The 23,638-nt window shown below is 41.2% G+C and carries 17 protein-coding genes and 1 CRISPR repeat array; of the genes, 10 read left to right on the forward strand and 7 right to left on the reverse strand.

What is annotated here, in order from left to right; all coding sequences use genetic code 11:
• Nucleotides 1–3 precede the first annotated feature (3 nt).
• Nucleotides 4–1,521 carry a 4-alpha-glucanotransferase gene (malQ, locus tag M1F97_RS06905; protein WP_223327415.1) on the forward strand — a complete coding sequence of 506 codons (1,518 nt, stop codon included), beginning with the start codon at nt 4–6 and terminating at the stop codon, nt 1,519–1,521.
• A 24-nt stretch (nt 1,522–1,545) separates the two neighbouring features.
• Nucleotides 1,546–3,804, forward strand: coding sequence for a glycogen/starch/alpha-glucan family phosphorylase (glgP, locus tag M1F97_RS06910; RefSeq protein ID WP_247944628.1), 2,259 nt, complete (start codon nt 1,546–1,548; stop codon nt 3,802–3,804).
• Nucleotides 3,805–3,866: 62 nt separating this feature from the next.
• On the opposite strand, the gene M1F97_RS06915 is transcribed toward glgP, so the two are convergent.
• Nucleotides 3,867–4,715: a putative RNA methyltransferase gene (locus M1F97_RS06915; RefSeq protein WP_247944629.1), complete on the reverse strand. Its 849-nt coding sequence runs from the start codon at nt 4,713–4,715 to the stop codon at nt 3,867–3,869.
• Nucleotides 4,716–4,866: 151 nt separating this feature from the next.
• On the opposite strand from M1F97_RS06915, the gene M1F97_RS06920 reads away from it, so the two are divergent.
• Together M1F97_RS06920 and M1F97_RS06925 are read left to right on the forward strand one after the other, a co-directional pair.
• Nucleotides 4,867–5,145, forward strand: a complete 279-nt coding sequence (locus M1F97_RS06920; protein ID WP_000910908.1) for a DUF6110 family protein — start codon at nt 4,867–4,869, stop codon at nt 5,143–5,145.
• Between the two features lies 1 nt (nt 5,146).
• Nucleotides 5,147–7,207, forward strand: coding sequence for a heavy metal translocating P-type ATPase (locus M1F97_RS06925; RefSeq protein ID WP_247944630.1), 2,061 nt, complete (start codon nt 5,147–5,149; stop codon nt 7,205–7,207).
• A 77-nt stretch (nt 7,208–7,284) separates the two neighbouring features.
• On the opposite strand, the gene tyrS is transcribed toward M1F97_RS06925, so the two are convergent.
• On the reverse strand, nt 7,285–8,541 hold the full coding sequence (gene tyrS, locus M1F97_RS06930; RefSeq protein ID WP_247944631.1) for a tyrosine--tRNA ligase: 1,257 nt from the start codon (nt 8,539–8,541) through the stop codon (nt 7,285–7,287).
• A 140-nt stretch (nt 8,542–8,681) separates the two neighbouring features.
• On the opposite strand from tyrS, the gene pbp1b reads away from it, so the two are divergent.
• From pbp1b to M1F97_RS06960, 6 genes are all read left to right on the forward strand, one after another.
• Nucleotides 8,682–11,144: a penicillin-binding protein PBP1B gene (gene pbp1b / locus M1F97_RS06935; protein WP_247944632.1), complete on the forward strand. Its 2,463-nt coding sequence runs from the start codon at nt 8,682–8,684 to the stop codon at nt 11,142–11,144.
• An 80-nt stretch (nt 11,145–11,224) separates the two neighbouring features.
• Entirely contained in the window at nt 11,225–12,133 is a 909-nt protein-coding gene (locus M1F97_RS06940) for a DMT family transporter (RefSeq protein WP_247944633.1), read from the forward strand.
• An 85-nt stretch (nt 12,134–12,218) separates the two neighbouring features.
• Nucleotides 12,219–12,917, forward strand: coding sequence for a 2,3,4,5-tetrahydropyridine-2,6-dicarboxylate N-acetyltransferase (gene dapD / locus M1F97_RS06945; RefSeq protein WP_247944634.1), 699 nt, complete (start codon nt 12,219–12,221; stop codon nt 12,915–12,917).
• A gap of 68 nt (nt 12,918–12,985) precedes the next feature.
• The gene (locus M1F97_RS06950; RefSeq protein WP_169447130.1) at nt 12,986–14,116 is read left to right on the forward strand and encodes an N-acetyldiaminopimelate deacetylase; all 1,131 of its coding nucleotides are present in this window, start codon (nt 12,986–12,988) and stop codon (nt 14,114–14,116) included.
• A gap of 11 nt (nt 14,117–14,127) precedes the next feature.
• On the forward strand, nt 14,128–14,667 hold the full coding sequence (locus tag M1F97_RS06955) for a 5-formyltetrahydrofolate cyclo-ligase (RefSeq protein ID WP_169447131.1): 540 nt from the start codon (nt 14,128–14,130) through the stop codon (nt 14,665–14,667).
• Nucleotides 14,651–15,331, forward strand: a complete 681-nt coding sequence (locus M1F97_RS06960; RefSeq protein WP_247944635.1) for a rhomboid family intramembrane serine protease — start codon at nt 14,651–14,653, stop codon at nt 15,329–15,331. Before M1F97_RS06955 ends, M1F97_RS06960 begins: the two co-directional genes overlap by 17 nt.
• 48 nt (nt 15,332–15,379) lie before the next feature.
• A CRISPR array of direct repeats spans nt 15,380–16,141; the repeat unit is 36 nt; unit sequence GTTTTGGAACCATTCGAAACAACACAGCTCTAAAAC.
• A 90-nt stretch (nt 16,142–16,231) separates the two neighbouring features.
• On the opposite strand, the gene csn2 is transcribed toward M1F97_RS06960, so the two are convergent.
• From csn2 to galU, 5 genes are all read right to left on the reverse strand, one after another.
• Nucleotides 16,232–16,894, reverse strand: coding sequence for a type II-A CRISPR-associated protein Csn2 (gene csn2, locus M1F97_RS06965; protein ID WP_169447395.1), 663 nt, complete (start codon nt 16,892–16,894; stop codon nt 16,232–16,234).
• On the reverse strand, nt 16,884–17,228 hold the full coding sequence (gene cas2 / locus M1F97_RS06970; protein WP_125849038.1) for a CRISPR-associated endonuclease Cas2: 345 nt from the start codon (nt 17,226–17,228) through the stop codon (nt 16,884–16,886). The genes csn2 and cas2 overlap by 11 nt, the downstream gene beginning before the upstream one ends.
• Complete coding sequence (gene cas1, locus M1F97_RS06975) at nt 17,225–18,091, reverse strand: type II CRISPR-associated endonuclease Cas1 (protein ID WP_169447396.1); 867 nt, start codon at nt 18,089–18,091, stop codon at nt 17,225–17,227. Before cas1 ends, cas2 begins: the two co-directional genes overlap by 4 nt.
• On the reverse strand, nt 18,091–22,200 hold the full coding sequence (gene cas9, locus M1F97_RS06980) for a type II CRISPR RNA-guided endonuclease Cas9 (protein ID WP_247944636.1): 4,110 nt from the start codon (nt 22,198–22,200) through the stop codon (nt 18,091–18,093). The genes cas1 and cas9 overlap by 1 nt, the downstream gene beginning before the upstream one ends.
• Nucleotides 22,201–22,717: 517 nt before the next feature.
• Entirely contained in the window at nt 22,718–23,626 is a 909-nt protein-coding gene (gene galU, locus M1F97_RS06985; protein WP_247944637.1) for a UTP--glucose-1-phosphate uridylyltransferase GalU, read from the reverse strand.
• Between the last annotated feature and the right edge of the window lie 12 nt (nt 23,627–23,638).

A 23,638-nucleotide genomic window follows, 5' to 3' on the forward strand; every position in this document is an offset into this window, starting at 1 on the left:
ATTATGAAAAAACGTCAAAGTGGTGTGTTAATGCACATCTCTTCTCTATCAGGAGCATACGGGATTGGATCATTTGGCCAAACTGCCTATGATTTCGTCGATTTCTTGGTTCGTACGAAGCAACGTTACTGGCAAATCCTCCCTCTCGGGACAACAAGCTATGGAGATTCTCCATACCAATCATTCTCGGCCTTTGCTGGAAATACACATTTTATCGACCTTGATATCTTGGTAGAGCAAGGCTTGCTCGAAGCCAGTGATCTTAAAGGTGTTGACTTTGGTAGCGATGCATCTGAAGTTGATTATGCGAAGATTTATTATGCACGTCGTCCGCTTTTAGAAAAAGCAGTTAAACGCTTCTTGGAAGTAGGAGATGTCAAAGATTTTGAGAAGTTTGCTCAAGACAACCAATCATGGCTTGAACTCTTCGCGGAATATATGGCTATTAAAGAGCATTTTGACAATCTTGCTTGGACAGAATGGCCAGATGCAGATGCTCGTGCGCGTAAAGCTTCAGCGCTTGAAAGCTACCGTGAGAAATTGGCAGACAAGTTGGTTTACCACCGTGTGACTCAATACTTCTTCTTCCAACAATGGTTGAAATTGAAAGCTTACGCTAACGATAACCACATCGAAATCGTTGGGGACATGCCTATCTACGTAGCGGAAGATTCAAGCGACATGTGGGCAAATCCACACCTCTTCAAGACAGATGCCAATGGTAAAGCAACTTGCATCGCAGGATGCCCACCAGATGAGTTTTCTGCAACTGGTCAGCTTTGGGGCAACCCAATCTATGACTGGGAAGCCATGGACAAAGACGGTTACAAATGGTGGGTTGAACGCTTGCGCGAAAGCTTCAAGATTTACGATATCGTTCGTATCGACCACTTCCGCGGTTTCGAATCTTACTGGGAAATTCCTGCTGGTTCCGATACAGCAGCACCTGGTAAATGGGTGAAAGGTCCAGGCTACAAACTCTTCGCAGCCGTTAAGGAAGAGCTTGGTGAGCTAAACATCATCGCAGAAGACCTTGGTTTCATGACAGATGAAGTCATCGAGTTGCGTGAACGCACTGGCTTCCCAGGAATGAAGATTCTTCAATTCGCCTTCAATCCAGAAGACGAAAGTATCGATAGCCCACACTTGGCACCTGCCAACTCTGTTATGTATACAGGAACACACGATAACAATACAGTCCTTGGTTGGTACCGTAATGAGATCGACGATCCAACTCGTGAATACATGGCTCGTTACACGAACCGTAAAGAGTACGAAACAGTGCCACACGCAATGCTTCGCACAGTCTTTTCATCTGTTAGCTTCATGGCTATTGCAACCATGCAAGACTTGCTAGAACTAGATGAGTCAGCTCGTATGAACTTCCCATCTACTCTTGGCGGAAACTGGTCATGGCGTATGACAGCAGATCAACTCACACCAGCGGTTGAAGAAACTTTGCTTGACTTGACTACAATTTATCGCCGAATCAATGAAAATTTGGTAGAATTAAAGAAATAAGACAATATCAGGAGACACATAAACATGTTACCATTAAACGAATTTGTACAAAAGCGTTACAATAAAACCATTGCAGAATGTAGCAATGAAGAGCTTTACCTTGCTCTTCTCAACTACAGCAAACTTGCAAGCAGCCAAAAACCAGTCAACACTGGTAAGAAAAAAGTTTACTACATCTCTGCTGAGTTCTTGATCGGTAAACTCTTGTCAAACAACTTGATTAACCTTGGTCTTTACGACGATGTGAAAAAAGAACTTGCAGCTGCAGGTAAAGAGTTGATCGAAATCGAAGAAGTAGAATTGGAACCATCACTTGGTAACGGTGGTTTGGGACGTTTGGCAGCTTGCTTTATCGACTCAATCGCTACACTTGGTTTGAATGGTGATGGTGTTGGTTTGAACTACCACTTCGGTCTTTTCCAACAAGTTCTTAAAAACAACCAACAAGAAACGATTCCTAACGCTTGGTTGACAGAGCAAAACTGGTTGGTTCGCTCAAGCCGTAGCTACCAAGTGCCATTTGCACACTTCACATTGACATCTACTCTTTACGATATCGATGTACCTGGTTACAAGACAGCTACTAAAAACCGCTTGCGTTTGTTTGACTTGGATTCAGTTGATTCTTCTATCATCGAAGATGGTATCAACTTTGACAAGACAGATATCGCTCGCAACTTGACTCTCTTCCTTTACCCAGACGACAGCGACAAGCAAGGTGAATTGCTCCGTATCTTCCAACAATACTTCATGGTTTCAAACGGTGCGCAATTGATCATCGACGAAGCAATCGAAAAAGGAAGCAACTTGCATGACCTTGCGGACTACGCAGTTGTACAAATCAACGATACTCACCCATCAATGGTTATCCCTGAATTGATCCGCCTCTTGACTGCGCGTGGTATCGAACTTGATGAAGCAATCTCAATCGTACGTAGCATGACTGCCTACACTAACCACACAATCCTTGCTGAAGCCCTTGAAAAATGGCCTCTTGAATTCTTGGAAGAAGTGGTTCCTCACTTGGTACCAATCATCAAAGAATTGGACCGCCGTGTGAAAGCAGAATACAAAGATCCAGCTGTTCAAATCATCGATGAGAGCGGACGTGTTCACATGGCTCACATGGATATCCACTACGGATACAGCGTAAACGGGGTTGCGGCTCTCCACACTGAGATTTTGAAAAACTCAGAGTTGAAAGCTTTCTACGACATCTATCCAGAAAAATTCAACAACAAAACAAACGGTATCACATTCCGTCGTTGGCTCATGCACGCTAACCCAAGCTTGTCTCACTACTTGGATGAGATTCTTGGACATGGTTGGCACCATGAAGCAGATGAGCTTGAAAAACTCTTGTCATACGAAGACAAGGCTGCTGTCAAAGAAAAATTGGAAAGCATCAAGGCTCACAACAAACGTAAATTGGCTCGTCACTTGAAAGAACACCAAGGTGTGGAAATCAATACAAACTCTATCTTTGATATCCAGATCAAACGTCTTCACGAGTACAAACGCCAACAAATGAACGCTTTGTATGTGATCCACAAATACCTTGATATCAAGGCTGGTAACATCCCTGCTCGTCCAATCACAGTCTTCTTTGGTGGTAAAGCAGCTCCTGCCTACACAATCGCCCAAGACATCATTCACTTGATCCTTTGCTTGTCAGAAGTGATTGCTAACGATCCAGCAGTAGCTCCACACTTGCAAGTAGTTATGGTTGAAAACTACAACGTTACTGCCGCAAGCTTCCTCATCCCAGCATGTGACATCTCAGAACAAATCTCACTTGCTTCTAAAGAAGCTTCAGGTACTGGTAACATGAAATTCATGTTGAACGGAGCTTTGACTCTGGGTACTATGGACGGAGCTAACGTGGAAATCGCTGAATTGGTTGGTGACGAAAACATCTACATCTTTGGTGAAGATTCAGAAACTGTTATCGACCTTTACGCAAAAGCAGCTTACAAGTCAAGCGAATTCTACGCTCGTGAAGCTATCAAACCTTTGGTTGACTTCATCGTGAGCGATGCTGTTCTTGCAGTAGGTAAGAAAGAACGCTTGGAACGTCTTTACAACGAATTGATCAACAAAGACTGGTTCATGACTCTCCTTGACTTGGAAGACTACATCAAAGTCAAAGAGCAAATGCTTGCTGACTACGAAGACCGTGACGCATGGTTGGATAAAGTCATCGTTAACATTGCCAAAGCAGGATTCTTCTCATCTGACCGTACAATCGCTCAGTACAACGAAGATATCTGGCACTTGAACTAATAATTACATAACTTAAACCCGTACCTTGAAGGTGCGGGTTTTGTCTTATCTGAAAGTTTTATTTACAGTGCTTTCCCAACCAAAATCTCTGCCTCAATGGTAATCTCTGTCAGTTGACTCCAGTCAATTTTGGTCTGGTCAACATGAAAGAGAAGGGGGGTCATGCTAAGTAAAGCTTGGCGTTGCTCGGCTGTGATGGGTTTGGTTAGGGAAGCTATTTGGCTAGATCGGATGCTGAAGTATTCCTGGAAATGTTCCTTGATATCTTGGTTAGAATAATCCTTCTTTATCAGCTGGTCCTGCACCATTTGACGGATTTCTTTGAGGTGATTTTCAGTTGGGATGACCTTGATCAAAATACCGTCTTTGGATAAAACGCGACGGAATTCCCCATAGTTGGCAGGCGAAAAGATATCAAGCAGGATATCCATGCTGGCGTCTTTTATAGGAAGACGAGCCAGGTCACCGACAAACCAGTTGACCGCCCAGTTGGGTTCACTCTTGGCAGCGATTTGAACGGAATCTTTGGAAATATCAAAGGCATAGAAGGTTTTGTCAGAATGAATTTCTTGGAGTTCACGAGAATAAAAACCTTCGCCACAACCGATATCCAAGATAGTTTTGGCAGTTTCTAGTCTTGCAAGCAGGTCTGAGATGGTTTCTAAGATAGCCTGATAAAAGCCAGCTTCAAGGATTTGCTGGCGGTTTTGGAAGTTTTCTTTGTCGTAGTTGGCAGATTGCTTGATCTGAGGAGCCAAGTTGACATAGCCGAATTTTGCCAGGTCAAAAGAATGGCGGTTGCTACACTTGAGACTGCTCTCTACCAAGGTCAGATTTTCTTGACAGATAGGACAGGCAAAGGCAGTCGCAGAAGCAAAACGCTGGAGTTTGGGTTTGAGGTTTGTATTCATAGTTTAAGTGTATCAAAAGAGACAAATGAAAGCAACTTCAGGAGTAAGTAGATGGGAGATTCAGTAGAAATAAAACTAATTCTTCAATTTATAAAATGAAATTGCTTTTATATCTAAATTGCTATATAATAATGATAAGGAGGAAATAAGTATGTTAAAAGAAGTACTAACCGTTGCAAAAGTTGCGAAAAAATCTTCATTATTTTTGGGTGGTGTCGCATTTGGTACCCTTGGTTTGAAAATCTTAGCAAGTAAGGAAGCTAAAAAAGGTTATTCTAAAGCTTTGGCTAAGGCTTACAAGTTTAAAGATGAGCTAGATGCATCTGTTTCTGTTGTGAAGCAACATGGAGACGATGTTTTGCAAGATGCTAAATATTTGTATGAGCAAGAGAAAAAAGAAGAGCAATTAGATAGCCTTATAGGAGAATAATATGTCTTTTAAAGTGCTATATAGAGGATATCAACATATCCGACTATCATCTTCTTTTTCACTCACCTTGGATATTCAAGACTATCTTCGTTCCTTGGCGAGAGATGAGAAGGGAATTGAGTCTATCCAGTTTTACATGGATCAACAGCACTTTACCCTACGTATAAAAGAAGGCTTCTCTGTATTAGACAATGCAGAAGCCTTTTTAAAAAGAATTGATAAAGGGAAAGTTTCTGAGTTGATGACTCTTCCTGTTCGTAGAGAAGAGAGTGCCTATTCTATCGTTTCAGGTGCAGCGATTAAGCGTGTGCTTTTTCGTAGTCTTGTGCCGTCTCCTATTCGCTATATATGGACTTGTTATCAGGCTTTTGGCTATGTTAAAGAAGCCTATCAAACACTAGCGCGTAAGGAACTAACGATGGAAGTCTTGGACTGTTCGGCTATTTTATTGTCTTTGTTTATGAACCAATCCAAGACTGCCAGCAACATCATGTTTATGCTTGATTTAGGCAATCATTTAGATCAGTGGTCCTTGAAAAAAACTGCAACAGATTTAGAACAGAGTCTTCTTGCAAAAGAGAGCGATGTGTTCTTGGTACAGGGCGATACGGTCGTTAGCATCAAGAGTTCCGATGTTCAAATAGGAGATGTCTTGGTCCTATCTCAAGGAAATGAAATTCTGTTTGATGGACAAGTAGTTTCAGGTTTAGGTATGGTCAACGAAAGTTCCTTGACGGGAGAGGGTTTTCCAGTTGAAAAAAGAGAGTCTGATTTGGTTTGTGCAAACACAGTCTTGGAGACTGGAGAGTTGCGCATTCGTGTAACCGATAATCAGATGAACAGCCGGATTTTACAACTGATTGAGTTAATGAAGAAATCTGAAGAAAACAAGAAAACGAAACAACGCTATTTCATCAAGATGGCGGACAAGGTCGTCAAATATAATTTCTTGGGGGCTGGGCTGACTTACCTATTAACAGGTTCTTTTTCTAAGGCTATCTCTTTCCTATTGGTCGATTTCTCCTGCGCTTTGAAAATCTCTACTCCTGTAGCTTATTTGACAGCTATCAAAGAGGGGTTGAACCGTGAAATGGTGATTAAGGATGGAGATGTTCTAGAGAAATATCTGGAAGTTGATACTTTCTTGTTTGATAAGACAGGAACAATCACAACTAGCTATCCTATAGTTGAAAAGGTGTTACCTTTTGGGGACTATAGCGAGGAAGATATTCTCAGAATCAGTGCCTGTCTTGAGGAACACATTTATCATCCTATTGCTAATGCCATTGTCAAGCAAGCTGAGATAGAGGGGATTGAACATGAGGAAATGCATGGGAAACTCCAATATATTGCAAGCAAGGGAATTAAGTCCCATATTGATGGGCAACCAGTTCTTATTGGAAATTATGTCTTGATGCAGGATGAGCAGATTCATATCAGTTCGGAGCAAAATGCTTTAATTGAAGAGTACAAGAGTCACTACAATCTCTTATTCTTAGCTTATCAGAATGAATTGATTGGAATGTTCTGCATTCATACTCCTTTGAGAAAAGAAGCAAAAGTAGCCTTGGAGAAACTTAAGGCACAAGGGAAAAAATTGATTCTGGCCACAGGGGACACCCTGGTTAGGACAGAGGAATTAGTCAAAGATTTGCCCTTTGATCAGGTCTATACAGACTTGAAACCTGATGGGAAATTTGAGTTAGTAGAGGAACTGCAGAAAGCAGGTCATACTATTTTGATGGTTGGAGATGGGTTGAATGACTCAGCGGCTCTAACCCTATCAGATATCGGTGTGGTGATGAATGAGAGCGCAGATATTTCTAAGCAGATGAGTGATATCTTATTGTTAGATAATCGCTTGGATTTCTTCCAAGAGTTGGATTCGCTATCATCATCTTTGCAAATACTCATCAAGAAGAATATTCAAGATACCATTGTCGTAAATAGTAGTTTGATTGGCTTTGGCTTATTTAATTGGCTCAGTCCTTCAAACCTCTCTATCCTACATAATCTAACAACCTTACGCATAGTCCTGCGTAGTCTGTCTATTAAGGGATAGGTGGGGACTATTCACAGCAAAAAGGAGTTACCTTTCTCGAGGGTAACTCCTTTGTTTATAGGTAAATGTTTAACAATTTAGTAAGTCAATACAAAGTATTTTTTCTTACCGCGACGGATAACAGTCAGTTCGTTCTCTAACTTATCTGCGTCACTCAAGACATAGTCAAGGTCTTGGATACGGTCACCGTTGACGTAGATAGCTCCGTTTTGAACATCTTCACGGGCTTGGCGTTTTGAGTTAACCACACCAGATGACACGAGGAGTTCCACGATGTTGTGATTTTCGTCAGCTTGGACTTGGTAGTTTGGTACTCCACGGAGTCCTTGTTTGAGTTCTTTGACAGAAAGATTTTTGATGTTTCCTGCAAAGAGTTGCTCAGTGATGTTGAGGGCTTCCTTGTAGGCTTCTTCTCCGTGAACAAGAGTCACGACTTCACGAGCGAGGACTTTTTGAGCCAAGCGTTCGTGTGGAGCTGCTTCAAATTGTTTACGGATATCTTCAATCTCATCAAGTGTCAAGAAAGTAAAGATCTTCAAGAAACGAACAGCGTCGGCATCCATCACGTTCATCCAGAATTGGTACATTTCGTATGGAGAAGTCTTTTCAGGGTTGAGCCAGACTGCGTTTCCTTCTGATTTACCAAACTTTTTACCTGTCGCATCAGTGATTAGTGGAACAGTGATTACGTGACCAGTCTTGTCAGCCTTACGGCGGAGCAATTCGGTACCTGCGGTCATATTTCCCCACTGGTCAGAACCACCGATTTGTAGTGTTACGTTGTGCTCTTGGTTAAGGACGTAGAAGTCATATCCTTGCATGATTTGGTAAGCGAATTCAGTGTAAGAAATCCCAGTTTCGATCCGTTTTTTCACAGACTCCTTGCTCATCATGTAGTTGACAGTGAAGTATTTTCCGACATCACGGAGGAAGTCAATGAAGCTGATGCTGCCAAACCAGTCGTAGTTGTTGACCATGACAGCTTTATTTTCCCCATTTTCAAAGTCAAGAAAACGAGAAAGTTGCCCTTGGATAGACTTGACCCAGCCATCTACTGTGTCTTTTGTTTGGAGACTACGCTCAGCATCTTTGAAGGACGGATCTCCGATGAGACCTGTAGCACCGCCAACGAGCGCATAAGGTTTGTGACCTGCTAGTTGCAAACGACGACTTGTCAGGATTGCGACAAGGTGACCTAGGTGAAGGCTGTCAGCAGTTGGATCGTAGCCAGTATAATAAGAAACTTGACCTTCTTCTAGGGCTTTGCGCAAAGCTTCTTCATCAGTCGTTTGAAAAATCAAACCACGCTCTTTTAGCTCATCAAAAATGTGCATGTGTCTTTTCTCCTTTATAAAATATTGTTTCTACCTATTGTATCACAAACTTGGTCAATAGCCTAGTAGAATAGGGAAGAAAGTGGCTATTTTATTGAAAGTTTCCCTTTTATGGTATAATAAAGAAAGCGAGGACATTCATGAAAAAAAGAATTGATGAATTAAAAACTAAAATGCTGCATTTTTTCCAGCAACTAACTGCCAAATGGAAGAAAAAACAAGCAAGTAAAAAGACTGATAAGAAAGTAGCTTCTTCTGACAAAGTCAGAAGGGTTGGGTCTATTTTGGCTAAGGTTTTGAGTGCTTTTAAAGTGACCTTCAACACTCTCTTTATTCTGGCCTTTATCGGTGGACTGTTTGGTGCTGGGGTGGCTATGGGATATGGAGTGGCTCTATTTGACAAGGCCCAGGTACCTCAAACAGAAGAGTTAGTTAAACAAGTAAAGGATATTGCCTCTATCTCAGAAATCACCTATTCTGACGGAACTACTATCGCTTCGATCGAGGGCGATTTATTGCGCACTTCAGTCGCTTCAGATGCTATCTCAGATAACCTTAAGAAAGCTATTGTTGCGACAGAGGACGAGCATTTCAATGAACACAAGGGGGTTGTACCTAAGGCCGTTATTCGTGCGACCTTGGGAACCTTTGTCGGTCTAGGGTCGTCCAGTGGTGGTTCGACCTTGACCCAGCAGGTCATCAAGCAACAGGTGGTAGGGGATGCTCCGACCTTGGCTCGTAAGGCGACAGAAATCGTAGATGCTCTTGCCTTGGAGCGTGTCATGAGCAAGGAAGAAATTCTGACAACCTATCTGAATATTGCTCCTTTCGGTCGCAATCACAAAGGTCAAAATATTGCAGGTGCCCAGCAAGCTGCAGAAGGAATTTTCGGTGTTAATGCTTCAGATTTGACGATACCTCAAGCGGCCTTTATCGCAGGCTTACCACAGAGTCCGATTAGTTATTCCCCTTATGAATCTGATGGCAGTATGAAGAGTGATGAGGATATGGCTTTGGGTATCAAGCGTGCCAAGGATGTCCTCTACAATATGTACCGGACAGGTGCTCTGAGCCAGGAAGATTACGACAAGTACAAGGATTATGACTTTAAGAAAGACTTTCTACCGTCAGGTAGTGTCAACGGAAGCTCACGCGACTATCTTTACTTTGCAACCTTGGCAGAAGCTACCGATCGAATGTACGACTATCTGATTGAGAGAGATCATGTCTCTGCTCAAGAGTTAAAGAATGAGTCCATCCAGAAAGCTTATCATGACCTAGCAACCAAGGAAATTGAAAACGGTGGTTATAAAATTACCACTACCATTAATAAAAAAGTTCATACAGCCATGCAGAATGCAGTGGCAAATTATGGTAGTCTGGTAGATGATTCGACAGGCCAGCCTGAGGTGGGAAATGTCCTTATGGACAACCAAACGGGAGCCATTCTTGGATTTGTTGGTGGTCGTAATTACCAAGAAAATCAGAACAATCACGCTATTGACACCAAGCGTTCTCCAGCTTCAACCACTAAGCCTATACTGGCCTATGGTATCGCGATTGACCAAGGTTTGATGGGAAGTGCAAGTATCTTATCAAACTATCCGACAAACTTTGCAAACGGGAATCCCATCATGTATGTCAATAGTCCTGGTACAGGCATGATGACCTTGGGAGAAGCCCTTAACTACTCATGGAATATCCCAGCCTACTGGACTTATCGTACGCTTCGAGAGAAGGGCGTTGATGTCAAGGGTTATATGGAAAAAATGGGTTATGAAATCCCAGAATATGGGATTGAAAGTTTACCGATGGGTGGGGGGATTGATGTTACAGTTGCCCAGCATACCAATGGTTATCAGACCTTGGCTAATAATGGGGTCTACCACAAGAAACATATGATTTCCAAGATTGAATCGACGACTGGGCAAGTGATTTATGAGCATAAAAGTCAACCTGTCCAAGTTTATTCAAAAGCAACAGCGACCATCATGCAGAGTTTGCTTCGCGAGGTGATCTCATCTCGAGTTACGTCAAGCTTTCAGACTGATTTGGCCTCTATTAATCCAAGTCTGGCTCGTGCTGACTGGATTGGAAAGACTGGTACGACCAATGAAGATGAAAATATGTGGCTCATGCTTTCTACGCCACGCTTGACTCTAGGGGGCTGGTTAGGTCACGATGACAACCGACCGCTAGCCAAAGGAGCAGGACACTATCGCAATGCCAACTATATGGCCCACTTGGTCAATGCTATTCAACAAGCAAAACCTGGAATTTGGGGGAATGAGCGCTTTAGTCTAGACCCAAGTGTGACCAAGTCTCAAGTCCTCAAATCGACAGGAGAGAAACCTGGCAAGGTCACAATCAATGGCAAAGAAGTCACCGTTTCAGGTTCTACTGTAACGAGTTATTGGGCTACTAAAGAAGGGGCTCCAGCAACTACTTACCGCTTTGCCATCGGAGGGAGCGATGCAGATTATCAAAATGCTTGGAAGAGCATTTTAGGAAGTTTACCGAGTCTCCCGACCCCAACCCTTCCAAGTTCTAGTGGTAGTTCGGGAACAAGCTCATCAACTCGCTCAAATCAATCAAATCGATAGAATAAAAAAGTAGCAAGTTTCATTTAATATTATGTTTCGTGCTACTTTTTTCTTTTTTCATTTCGTGTTACAATAGGAGAATGAATAAGTATCAAAAGAAGATTTTTAAGGGAACTCTATATTCACTGTTGTCAGGTCTGATTTGGGGAATTTGTGGTATTTTAGGAGAATATTTTTTCGCTCATTATCAGGTGTCGTCTGGCTGGATCACTTCCATGCGCCTGCTTTTGGCAGGTAGCTTGGTCTTGTTTTTATCTGCCTTTCAGTTGCGCTTTCAACTATTGGATATTTGGCGAAATAAGAAAAACTATCTGCCTTTTTTAGCCTACGCTATTCTGGGGATTTTTTCTGTACAGTTTTTCTTCTATCTCTGTGTTGAATATTCAAATGCGACGACAGCAACGATTTTACAATTTATCAGTCCAGTTTTTATCTTGTTTTACAATCGCATTGTCTACCAGAAGAAGGCTTCTATCACAGCCATTCTCTATGTTTTGATTGCCATGATAGGTGTTTTTTTGATGGCTACAAAAGGGGATTTATCCAAGCTATCAATGACACCTCTGGCTTTGGTGACAGGACTACTCAGTGCTGTAGGGGTCATGTTCAACGTTATTCTGCCTCAGCGTTTTGCACGTGACTATGGTTTTGTGCCAACCGTTGGTTGGGGGATGTTGCTAGCAGGTGTTTTTAGCAATTTTCTTTATCCTGTTCATCAGATCACCTTTCAACTTGATGTGACGAGCCTTTTGATTTGTTTTACTATTGCTGTGTTTGGAACGGCTTTTGCTTTTTTCCTTTCGATGAAGGCTGTTCTACTCGTCTCACCGTTAGTTGTGTCAGTTGTGAGTGCCAGCGAACCTTTATCTTCCGCACTATTAAGTGTGCTATTTCTAGGTATGGTTTTGGATGGTTTTCTAGCTTTGGCTATGATTTTGATTATCGTTCCAATGGTTTTCTTATCAATTGAGGAAACGAAGGAAAGGTAAAATGTTCTGTTCGAGTGCTTAAGGCTTCAAATTTGAAGCCTTTTTTGGTAGAATAGGTATCATTATAACGAACCAGGAGGCGCCTATGACTGCCACAAAAATGAATGCCCAAGAAATCATCCAATTTATCGCCAATGCGGAAAAGAAAACCAGTGTTAAAGTAACCTTTGAGGGAGAACTCGCATCTGCTCTACCTAGCTCTGTTGTCAAACTAGGCAATGTTCTATTTGGAGACTGGAAGGACGTCGCTCCGCTTCTCGAAGGTTTGGTAGAAAATCAAGACTATGTTGTCGAGCAAGATGCTCGTAATTCTGCAGTTCCTTTGCTAGATAAACGTACTATCAACGCTCGTATCGAGCCAGGTGCTATTATCCGTGACCAGGTGGAAATTGGTGACAATGCTGTTATCATGATGGGAGCTGTTATCAATATCGGTGCTGAAATCGGTGCTGGAACCATGATTGATATGGGTGCTATCCTTGGTGGCCGTGCCATCGTTGGGAAGAACAGCCACGTTGGTGCAGGTGCAGTTTTGGCAGGTGTGATTGAACCAGCTAGTGCCGATCCAGTCCGTGTCGGGGACAATGTTCTTATCGGAGCTAATGCAGTGGTCATCGAAGGTGTCCAAATCGGTAGTGGTTCAGTTGTCGCTGCAGGAGCTATCGTTACCCAAGATGTTCCAGAAAACGTTGTAGTAGCAGGTGTTCCAGCTCGTATCATCAAAGAAATTGATGCCCAAACCCAACAAAAAACAGCGCTAGAGGATGCGCTTCGTACCTTGTAATTGTTAAAAGTAAAAAAGAGGCGGAACCCTTTTTCCAGCCTCTTTCTGCTATATCGGAGGACAGATAGATGTTAGATTTGATTCAGACTAGACGAGATTTACACCAGATTCCAGAGATTGGCTTGGAGGAGTTCAAGACTCAGGCTTATTTGCTGGATGTGATTGAGAAATTGACTACGGGTAAGGATTTTGTTCAAGTTCGTACTTGGCGGACAGGGATTTTGGTCTACCTGCAGGGAAGTCAGCCGGAGCGGACCATTGGTTGGCGAACAGATATTGATGGCCTGCCTATCGTCGAACAAACAGGTCTACCTTTTGCTTCTCAGCACCAAGGTCGCATGCATGCCTGTGGCCATGATTTTCATATGACCATTGCCTTGGGCTGTCTCGAGCGTGCTCTTGAGGAGCAACCCAAGAATAATCTGCTTTTTCTGTTTCAACCTGCTGAAGAAAATGAAGCTGGTGGCATGCTCATGTATGAGGACGGCGCTTTTGGGGACTGGCTACCAGACCAGTTTTATGGTCTCCATGTTCGTCCGGATCTAAAGGTTGGACAGATTGCGACCAATACACACACTCTCTTTGCAGGGACCTGTGAGGTGAAGATTCGTTTCAAAGGAAAAGGAGGACACGCAGCCTTTCCGCATGAAGCCAATGACGCCTTGGTGGCTGCTAGTTACTTTGTGACCCAGGTGCAGTCAGTTGTCAGCCGCAATGTTAATCCAATCGAAGGAGCAGTGGTGACCTTTGGCCTTTTCCAAGCTGGAACAACCAACAATGTCATTACAGACACAGCATTTTTACACGGAACCATTCGCGCCTTGACTCAGGACATGAGCCTCTTGGTACAAAAGAGAGTCAAGACAGTCGCAGAAGGAGTTGCAGCAGCCTTTGATATGGAAGTCGAAGTAGAACTCAAGCAAGGAGGCTACCTACCTGTTGAGAATAATCCAGCCTTGGCGCGTGAACTGATGGACTTTTTTGAAGAGAAAGAGGGAATTGAGTTGATTGATATCGAGCCTGCTATGACTGGTGAGGACTTTGGCTATCTCCTTTCGAAGGTAGATGGCGTTATGTTCTGGTTGGGTATCAACAGTCCCTACGCTCTTCACCATCCACAGATGAGTCCCAAGGAAGAAGCCTTAGCCGTTGGGGTGGAAGCGGTCTCTAGCTTTCTTCAAAAGAAGGCGGCGGAGTAGAGGTGTTGTCTATGAAAGCAGAACTACGCAAGCAAGTCTTGCACGAAATGAAGGCTTTATCTCAGAAGCAAAAACAGGCTATGGATCGAGTTTTAACAGAACGATTTTTGAATCATCCTTTTTACCAAGATGCCAAAGCCATCGCAACCTATCTCTCCTTCCCTCATGAATTTCAAACGCAGGGACTGATTGACCAGGCGCTGAAGGACGGCAAAAAGGTTTTGATACCCAAAACCTATCCAAAGGGGCGCATGGAGTTTGTGGTCTATGATCCGCAGCAGTTGAAAAAAACTTCCTTTGGTTTACTGGAGCCCCAAGGGGACTTGGAAGTGGTGGATGCCTCTCAGATTGATTTGATTCATGTTCCAGGCTTGGCTTTTACAAGAGAGGGGTATCGGATTGGATATGGCGGAGGCTATTACGACCGCTATCTGGAGAATTTTGCTGGTCAGACCATGAGTACAATCTATCCTTGTCAAATCCAGAATTTCAACTCTGAAGACCATGATATTCCCGTTCAGGAGGTACTAATCTATGAAGAAAATCTTTGATAAACGCTACTCTGTGACTAGTTTTTTTCTCCTAGTGACTGGCTTTGTATTTCTACTGATGCTGATTACTACGGGTATCAACTTTGATCAAGTCAAAACTCTGTTTCAGTTTGGAGCTATGTATGGACCGATCATTCGCCTGTTCCCAGAGCAGTTCTGGCGCCTTTTTTCGGCTATATTTGTGCATATCGGTTGGGAACATTTCATTGTCAATATGATTTCACTCTACTTTCTTGGACGACAGGTGGAGGAGATTTTCGGCTCTAAGCAGTTCTTCTTTCTCTATCTCTTATCAGGAATGATGGGCAATCTCTTCGTTTTTGCTTTTACACCGAAAACCCTAGCGGCAGGAGCATCCACCTCCCTCTATGGGCTATTTGCAGCGATCATCGTCTTGCGCTATGCAACTCGCAATCTCTATATCCAGCAGTTGGGGCAATCCTATCTGACGCTTTTCGTGATAAATATTATTGGCAGTGTTATGATTCCAGGAATTAGCCTAGCAGGACATATTGGTGGTGCAGTAGGCGGTGCCTTTCTAGCAGTCATCTTTCCAGTCAAATGGGAAAAAAGGATGTTTAGTACCAGCCAGCGAATCGGAGCAACTCTACTTTTTGTCGCACTAGCCGTTTTCCTTTTCTACAAAGAAATGAGCTATGTGTAAGTTTGGAATACATAAAAAGCTACTCAAAAAACGAGTAGCTTTTTATGTGAATTTGAACCATTCGAAACAACACAGCTCTAAAACTGTCCAGATGTCGGGGAGTTGGAGGGGACAGTTTTGGAACCATTCGAAACAACACAGCTCTAAAACATGGTCAGTTGTCAATCAGCATTTCTCAGAGTTTTGGAACCATTCGAAACAACACAGCTCTAAAACATGTACTAGCATAGTGCAATCTTTCTTTGTGTTTTGGAACCATTCGAAACAACACAGCTCTAAAACACACGTGATTATATTGACGTGACAGGATTGGTTTTGGAACCATTCGAAACAACACAGCTCTAAAACAAACAGATTAACCACAACGAAATGTTGCCAGTTTTGGAACCATTCGAAACAACACAGCTCTAAAACTGGTTCCAACATGAGTAAACGTTGAGCGTAGTTTTGGAACCATTCGAAACAACACAGCTCTAAAACCTCTTGTATCTGTGATTAGTGTATTTTTATGTTTTGGAACCATTCGAAACAACACAGCTCTAAAACCTTTCAATCGAATTACAAAAGGCTATTCTGGTTTTGGAACCATTCGAAACAACACAGCTCTAAAACCCAACGGATACCATCCATGCTAGGAAAATAGTTTTGGAACCATTCGAAACAACACAGCTCTAAAACGTCACTTTATCATCTCAAACGCACAAGAGAGTTTTGGAACCATTCGAAACAACACAGCTCTAAAACATATACATCAAGAAGATTGCTCTTGAAAAGGTTTTGGAACCATTCGAAACAACACAGCTCTAAAACCTCGTAGAAAAATTTTTCTCACGAAATTTCGTAATCGCGCCATTCGTCCCAGCCGGACTTCAGCTCGTCAGGTTCCAATTGTTACTCTTATTATACCATATTTTCAGGGTTCAAGAAATAGTCTTGATCCATTACATACTGCGGAAAATCATAGACTTTTCGAGGTTCGACAAATAAAACCCTTAGTTGATTTAGTTGGATGTACTCTATCAGATTTACCAACTCATCCTTTGATAGATAGGCGGATGCATTGATGAAAACAAGGAGTTTCTTTTTGGAAAGATATTTAAAAACTTGAACAATTTCTAGCATCTTTTCAAAAGGTGTATCACTTAGAGTTTCAACTTTGACCCCTAGCGCATCAATCAACTCTAGAATGGTGATTTCGTCGTACTCCAGATCCAATTCGTTTTCCAAGCACTCAAATGCTAGCAATTCTGTAATCGTAGCAACCAACTTTTCAATCATGGACTTGACTTCCGGTTTGTCATTGAGTTGATTTTCTAAATCAGCATGAATCAGCTTGAGCATGGCAGGTGAGTTGAGATTGTATCCTAAGACATCCGTTATCACTAGTAATTCAGACTCTTTTAGAGCTTTTAGATTTCTATCAAACAACTTCAACTCCCCATCATCAGTATATTGGTAGAATTGCTTGACGATAGTTGAAAAGGTAAATTGGTCTTCCAGCACCAAAAAAGTTGCATTTTCAATAGCTAATGGTTCGTCTAATAGCGGAAAATTAATCTTCATCTCTAGGCTCCTCTCCTAGAAAAACCAAACGTGCATCGGAGTTTGCTACGCTGGTATTTCGCTCGCCATTCAAGTAAATCATACGAGAAAACTGCTTTTCTGTAACGGTTAAGAGGGTAATATTTCCTTTTTTAGGATTGTGCGTCTTAAGGCGTTCAATCATGGCATTATTAGCAGAGTTATTGAGCAAGAGCTTGCTATAGATGGAGAACTGGTGCATGATAAATCCCTCATCTATGAGGAACTTCCGAAATTTCCGATAGGACTTGCGTTCCTCTGCGGTATCAACTGGCATATCAAACATTAAAATCATACGCATATATCGATAACTCATATCCTAAACTCAGGAACTCCTTTCTCGGGTTGATTGAGAGCTTGGATGACTTTCTTAGTATAGTCGCTGACGATATTGGTCAGATACATATCCTTTCCATTGTAGTGAAAGGTATCTGAGAAAATGGTAAAAAGTTCTCGCTTGATTTTGATAAAAGAACTGTTTCGATTTTCATAGACAATTCTGTCAATAATCGGACGAAAGGGCTCCATAATATCACTGGCTAGGTTGAATTGATTAAACTGATTAGCATGTTTCAATCCAAACTGGGTCATACAGCCAGACAACACAATCTCACGCGCAAACATACTCAAAATCAAGGTGTAGCCGTAGTCCAAGGCAGCATTGATATCACTATCTTGCTCACGACTAAAATCATTTCCAAACAAGGTGTTGAAATAAATCCGAGCTGCGTGTCCCTCACGGTTACTAGGATCAAATAAATCCAACCCATGATAGAGATCGATGACGGATTGAGATTTTTCTAGAAAACCACAACTCCCCAGATAAAAAGCCTGATTGAGAATCTTTTGTGCAATAATGGTTGTCCAAATTTCCGCCTTTACATCTTCATTCCAAGCAATTTGCCGAGAAAGTTGTAAACTGGAATCGTGTCGACCATAGTAAGGCATTAAGTATGCCGTTGGCAAGCGTTTATCATCACAAAAGATGACCAGAATATTTTCATCCACCAGGCGCTTTATCAGCATAGTGGAGAGAACGATGTCCGTCGTCTCCAAAAGCAGGATGTCCACCTCGGACAGGTGAATCAACTCTGTCCGAGAGGCATCTTTAAAAATCAAGTGGTTGTTCTTGTAGGAGAGTTTAGAGTGCGTATTGACTATAACGGTTCTCCATCCCATTAGTCTTCTCCTAGTTTGCTTAAGTCAATCCGAGTCTCGTAGAGACCAGTGATGGATTGGTGGACGAGGGTGGCGTTGAGGATTTCAGATACAGTTGTGTATCGTTTTCGATCAACATCTTTGCCAAAAAATTTAAAGGCAGCAGGAGCACCCAAAGCAGTGAAGGTCAACAAATTGGTAAATGAATTTGCTAGGATTTCTATATCTGCCTGCTCATTGTCTGCATATAAGTTCTTGATTTTCTCCAGATTTGCTTCGGCGAGGACATATTTTTGAGAGAACTCAGATACAAGATTTAATAAATCCTTAAATTCACTTCGGTGTTTCTGAATATATTCCAAATGTTCTGGCTCGTCTAGTTTATGGACGTTTTTAGCATGGTAGAGCAAGGTTGTTAAATGTACGGGAAGCACTATTTCATTGCCTTTTTGAAGTTCTTTAGCACTTGCTAACATCCGTCTGCGACCATTTTCCAATTCAAACAAACTATATTTAGGTAGGCAGAGGATATTTTCTTTACGTACATTATGATAGCCTTTATTTTCAAGGAAAGCTATTGGATTCTTCTCAAAAGCGTTTTTCTCCATGATGGTAATACCAACTAGAGTCTTGACAGTCTTCAGTTTTTTCGTTTTTCCTTTTTCGATATCAGCTATGAGCAGGATCGAATAGGCGATAACGGGGCTATCAAATCCCCCATATTTAGTAGTTTCCCAAAGAATATTCTTTGTTTTTCGAGGGATTAACTTATCAGAATTTCCTTTAGGAAGAATGGACTCTTTAGAGAAGCCACCTGTTTGCACCTCTCTCTTCTTCACAATATTTACCTGCGGAAGTGAAAGTACTTTTTTGATTGTAGCGAAATCTTTTTCCTTATTCCAAGCGATTTCTCCGGTGTCTTTAGAATACTCTATATTCTCTCTTTTTACGATTGTTCCGTCTGCGTAATGCACCTCTTCTTTAAAGAAGTTCAACAAGTTTGAGTAGAAGAAATACTTTTCAGTTGCTTTTTCGACTTCTTTAGGGTCTTTGGATTTTGAGATGTATCGCTTAAGGTCATACCTTTGATAGTCACCATAGACGAATTCAGGCTCTAGTTTAGGATATTTCTTAAGGATAGCCTTAGCAACCACTGCATTTAAATAGGCATCATGCGCGTGGTGGTAGTCATTGATTTCCCGAACCTTGTATAACCTAAATTCTTTACGGAAGTTGGAAACTAGATTGGATTTCAAAGTGATGATTTTGACGGTACGGGTTTTTTGGTTCTTCTCATTCACTTCTGTATTGAAGCGGGCATCTAAAATCTGTGCAACATGTTTTGTGATTTGACGCGTTTCAACCAACTGACGTTTGATAAAGCCAACTTTATCGCGTTCATCTAGCCCGCCTCGTTCGGCTTTGGTCAAATTGTTAAATTTACGTTCTGAAATCAATTTGGAATCCAACAATTGTTGCCAAAAAGCTTTTCTTTTTTGAACAACCTCCAGACTAGGAACATTATCAGATTTCCCACGATTTTCTTTTGAACTCGTCAAGACACGGTTATCGAGCGAATCATCTTTTATAAAGGCCTGTGGGATGATGTGGTCAATGTCATAGCTACTTAATTGATTGATGTCAAGAGCTTCCCCTGTGTACATATCTTTTCCATTTTGGAGATAGTAAAGAAAGAGGCGGTCGTTTTGAAGTTGATTATTATCTGTTGGATTTTCTTTTAATATATTTGAATCAAGTCCAGACGCTAAGATTTTCAATGATTCTTCAATGCGTTTATATCTTTGTTGGGAATTCTTTTTCCCTCTGGCAGTAGTTTGATTTTCTCGAGCCATTTCAATTACAATGGACTCAGGAGCATGGCCCATAACCTTGACAAGTTCATCAACGATCTTGATACTTTGTAAAATTCCCTTTTTAATGGCAGGGCTTCCTGGAAGTTCTTGAACAACTTGCTTCAAATCATCTGTTTTGCCAACGACTTGTGCTTTTTGGATAATTTCTTTGAAAGAAAGTCTGTCATCATTGATTAACTGCATAAAGTTACGATTGTTGTAATCATCATCGATCAGATAATCAAGAATCGTTTTGCCAGTTTGTTTATCGCAGATACTGTTAATTAGCTTAGCAGAAAGTTTCCCCCATCCAGTATACTGTCGACGAGTCAGTGCCTTGATCACTTTTTCATCAAAGAGAGAATTATATTGAGCAAGGCGTTGCTTAATCATCTCACGATCTTCAAAGATAGTTAGCGTGTGGACGATATTTTCAAGAATTGCTTCATTTTTAGCATCATCCATAAACTCCTTATCCTTGATAATTTTGAGTAAATCATGATAAGTAGAAAGACTAGCGTTAAATTGTTTTTCAATTCCTTTTAGTTCGATTCCATCGTAGCCATCAACATTGTGTAGATAATGAATGAGATCTTTTTCGGTTACTTTTCTTTTTTCTTTGAAACATCTATCAACAATTTGCTTCTTTTGCCCACTATCAAGGAATTGATAGTCTCTCAATCCTTCTGCAATAAATTTTACTTTTGTTAATTCATTATAGACAGCAAATGTTTCATACAACAGACTGTGCTTAGGCAAAACTTTTTCCTCTGGGAGATACAAGTCATAGTTAGTCATCTTATTGATGAAGTCTTCCGCAGAGCTTGCTTTATCAACAATTTCTTCGAAATTCCAAGGTCGGATTGCTTGGTCAGAATTTCGAGTAAGCCAAGCAAAATCACCATTGCCACGAGCCAATGGACCAACGTAGTAAGGAATACGGAAGGTCAAGATTTTCTCAATCTTTTCTCTGTTTTCCTTCAAAAAAGGATAATGTTCTCCTTGCCGACGGAGAATGGCATTCATTTCTTGAAGATGAATTTGATGAGGAATAGAACCATTATCAAAGGTGCGTTGTTTTCTCAAAAAATCTTCACGTTCAATTTTATCAAGGAAATAATCTGCTCCTTCGAATTTAGAGAGAAGATTTTTGATATATTTGTAAAATGCTTCTTGAGTGGTCTTGCCATCGATATACCCAGCATACCCGTCTTTAGATTGGTCAGAAAAAACTTCAACATATTTTTCTGGAAGATTGTTTTTGATGAAGTGTTTTAAAGCAGCCAAGTCTTCTTCATGTTCTTTGAATCGAATGACCATTTTTGTTGATAAAGGTGCATGTGGTGATTCGTCTGAAACGATACCTGCTAATAAGATACCATCGCTTAGATTTTTCACTACAGAAAAGAGTTCGATGAAATTTTCTCCGATTAGTGCGAGGAGATTTCCAAGATCTTCTTCATAGCTCTCCGATGATATTTGTAATTTAGCATCGTTTTCTAAACTAAAGTTTGTTTTAAAATTAGGTGTCAATCCTAGAGCTAGTCCGATTAAATTACCGAATAAGGTATTCTTCTTTTCACTTGGGTAGTTCTTAAGAAGTTGTTCCTGTTTTTCAGACTTAGGGATTTTAGCAGTTAGAATTTCTGTGACATTCAGTTTGATTTTGGAAAGGGAGGTTTCTTGAACATTATCATATTCTTCAACAAATTTTTCAAACAGTCCTTGGATGTCATTATTTTGAACTTTAAACTTGGGATCGTCAATCAAAAAATGCCCGCGGTATTTAATCATGTGAGCAAGAGCTAGATAGATCAAACGTAAATCTGCTTTTTCATTTGACTCTGCCAGTTGCTTTCTCAAATGATAGATAGTCGGAAATTCCTTATGATATTCTTTTTCTTCTGCCAAGGTAGCAAAAATAGGGTACTTACTTCCTCTTTTATCGTCAGGAACTAAAAAAGAGTCATCTAATCGATGAAAGAAACTACTATCTACCTTGTTCATTTCCTCAGCAAAGATTTCTTGAAGATAGCGAAGACGATTTTTCCGACGAGTATAGCGACGACGTGCTATTCGTTTGAGACGTCTATCCTCAGCGGTAGTCCCTTCATCAAATAACAAAGCCCCGATGAGATTTTTCTTGATAAAGTGTTTATCAGTATTGCCCCGAACTTTCATCTTTTTCGATGGAACTTTATAGTCATCTGTAATGACGGCCCATCCGACGCTGTTTGTTCCGATATCTAGTCCGATAGAGTAAGGTTTTTTAGTCATCTATTGCTCTCCATTTTATTGTAATTTTAGAGTCGTATCAGCAAGCGCTAATATATTAACTTTAACTAAATTATATATCTTTTTGCTATTAAAAGCAACGAATTATAAAACGCTTTCAATATAATTTTTTATAGTTGTAAAATAAAATGTTATTCTATTTTATATAGATTTTTTCTTGCTATTTTTAAAAGAATGGTATATAATATAGCTGTTGGAACTATTCGAAACAACACAGCAAAGTTAAAATAAGGCTTTGTCCGTACACAACTTGAAAAAGTGAGCACCGATTCGGTGTTTTTTATTTTATTATACTAACTTAGTATACTCCTATTTTTATAAAAAAAAAACAGAAGTATAGTGCTTTCACAAAATTTGGCAAATAATTAGAGACAAGTGTGGGAACTGCTCGACCTATCGATTCTTTTCTTCGATGATAGGCAAAGTACAGGGATGAGATGAGTGCAAATAAAAAAAGAACTAGGATAGTCAACCACCCTAGTTCTTCTTTTGTTATAGATTATTTTTTTAATTTCTCTCCAGCTAACTCTTTTCCGAGTTGGATGAGGTAGTCTTTCAAGTCGTCTTTGACTTGAGGGTGTCTCAGAGCGTAGTCGATGGACGTTTTCATAAAGCCAAACTTATCTCCGACATCGTAGCGGGAACCCTTGAACTCACGAGCAAATACACGTTGTGTTTTATTGAGGGTGTCGATCGCATCTGTCAATTGAATTTCATTTCCTGCACCTGGAGCTTGGTTCTCGAGGATTTGGAAAATTTCAGGCGTGAGGAGGTAGCGTCCAATAATAGCAAGGTCGCTAGGAGCGTCCTCTGGAGCAGGTTTTTCAACAAAGGTTTCAACACTGTAAAGGCCGTTTTTCCCTTCACCTTGCGGAGCAATCACCCCATAGGCAGATACTTCGTCGTGAGGGACAGGCATGACAGCGATAGTGGACGCGTGCGTACGCTCATAGTCATCCATGAGTTGTTTGGTAAGCGGAACAGCCTTTTCGTTAGTGATATCCATCAAGTCATCCCCAAGCATCACGACAAAAGGTTCATTTCCGACGAAAGCCTTGGCTTGCAAAACAGCATCTCCGAGACCGCGTGGATGAGTTTGGCGGATAAAATGCAGACGCATGCCAGTTGTTTCATCAACTAGCTTCAAAAGATCTGTTTTCCCTTTTTCTTTGAGGTTGTATTCCAATTCGAAGTTTGAGTCGAAGTGGTCCTCAATGGAACGTTTTGACTTACCAGTAACAACCAAGATATCTTCGATTCCAGATTTGAGGGCTTCTTCAACGATAAATTGGATGGTTGGTTTGTCTACGATTGGCAACATTTCCTTGGCCAAGGCTTTGGTTGCAGGGAGGAAACGAGTTCCTAGTCCAGCTGCAGGGATAATTGCTTTTCTTACTTTTTGTTTCATAATATTCCTTTC

The sequence above is a fragment of the Streptococcus oralis genome (genome assembly GCF_023110435.1).
GTDB lineage: Bacteria > Bacillota > Bacilli > Lactobacillales > Streptococcaceae > Streptococcus > Streptococcus oralis_CF.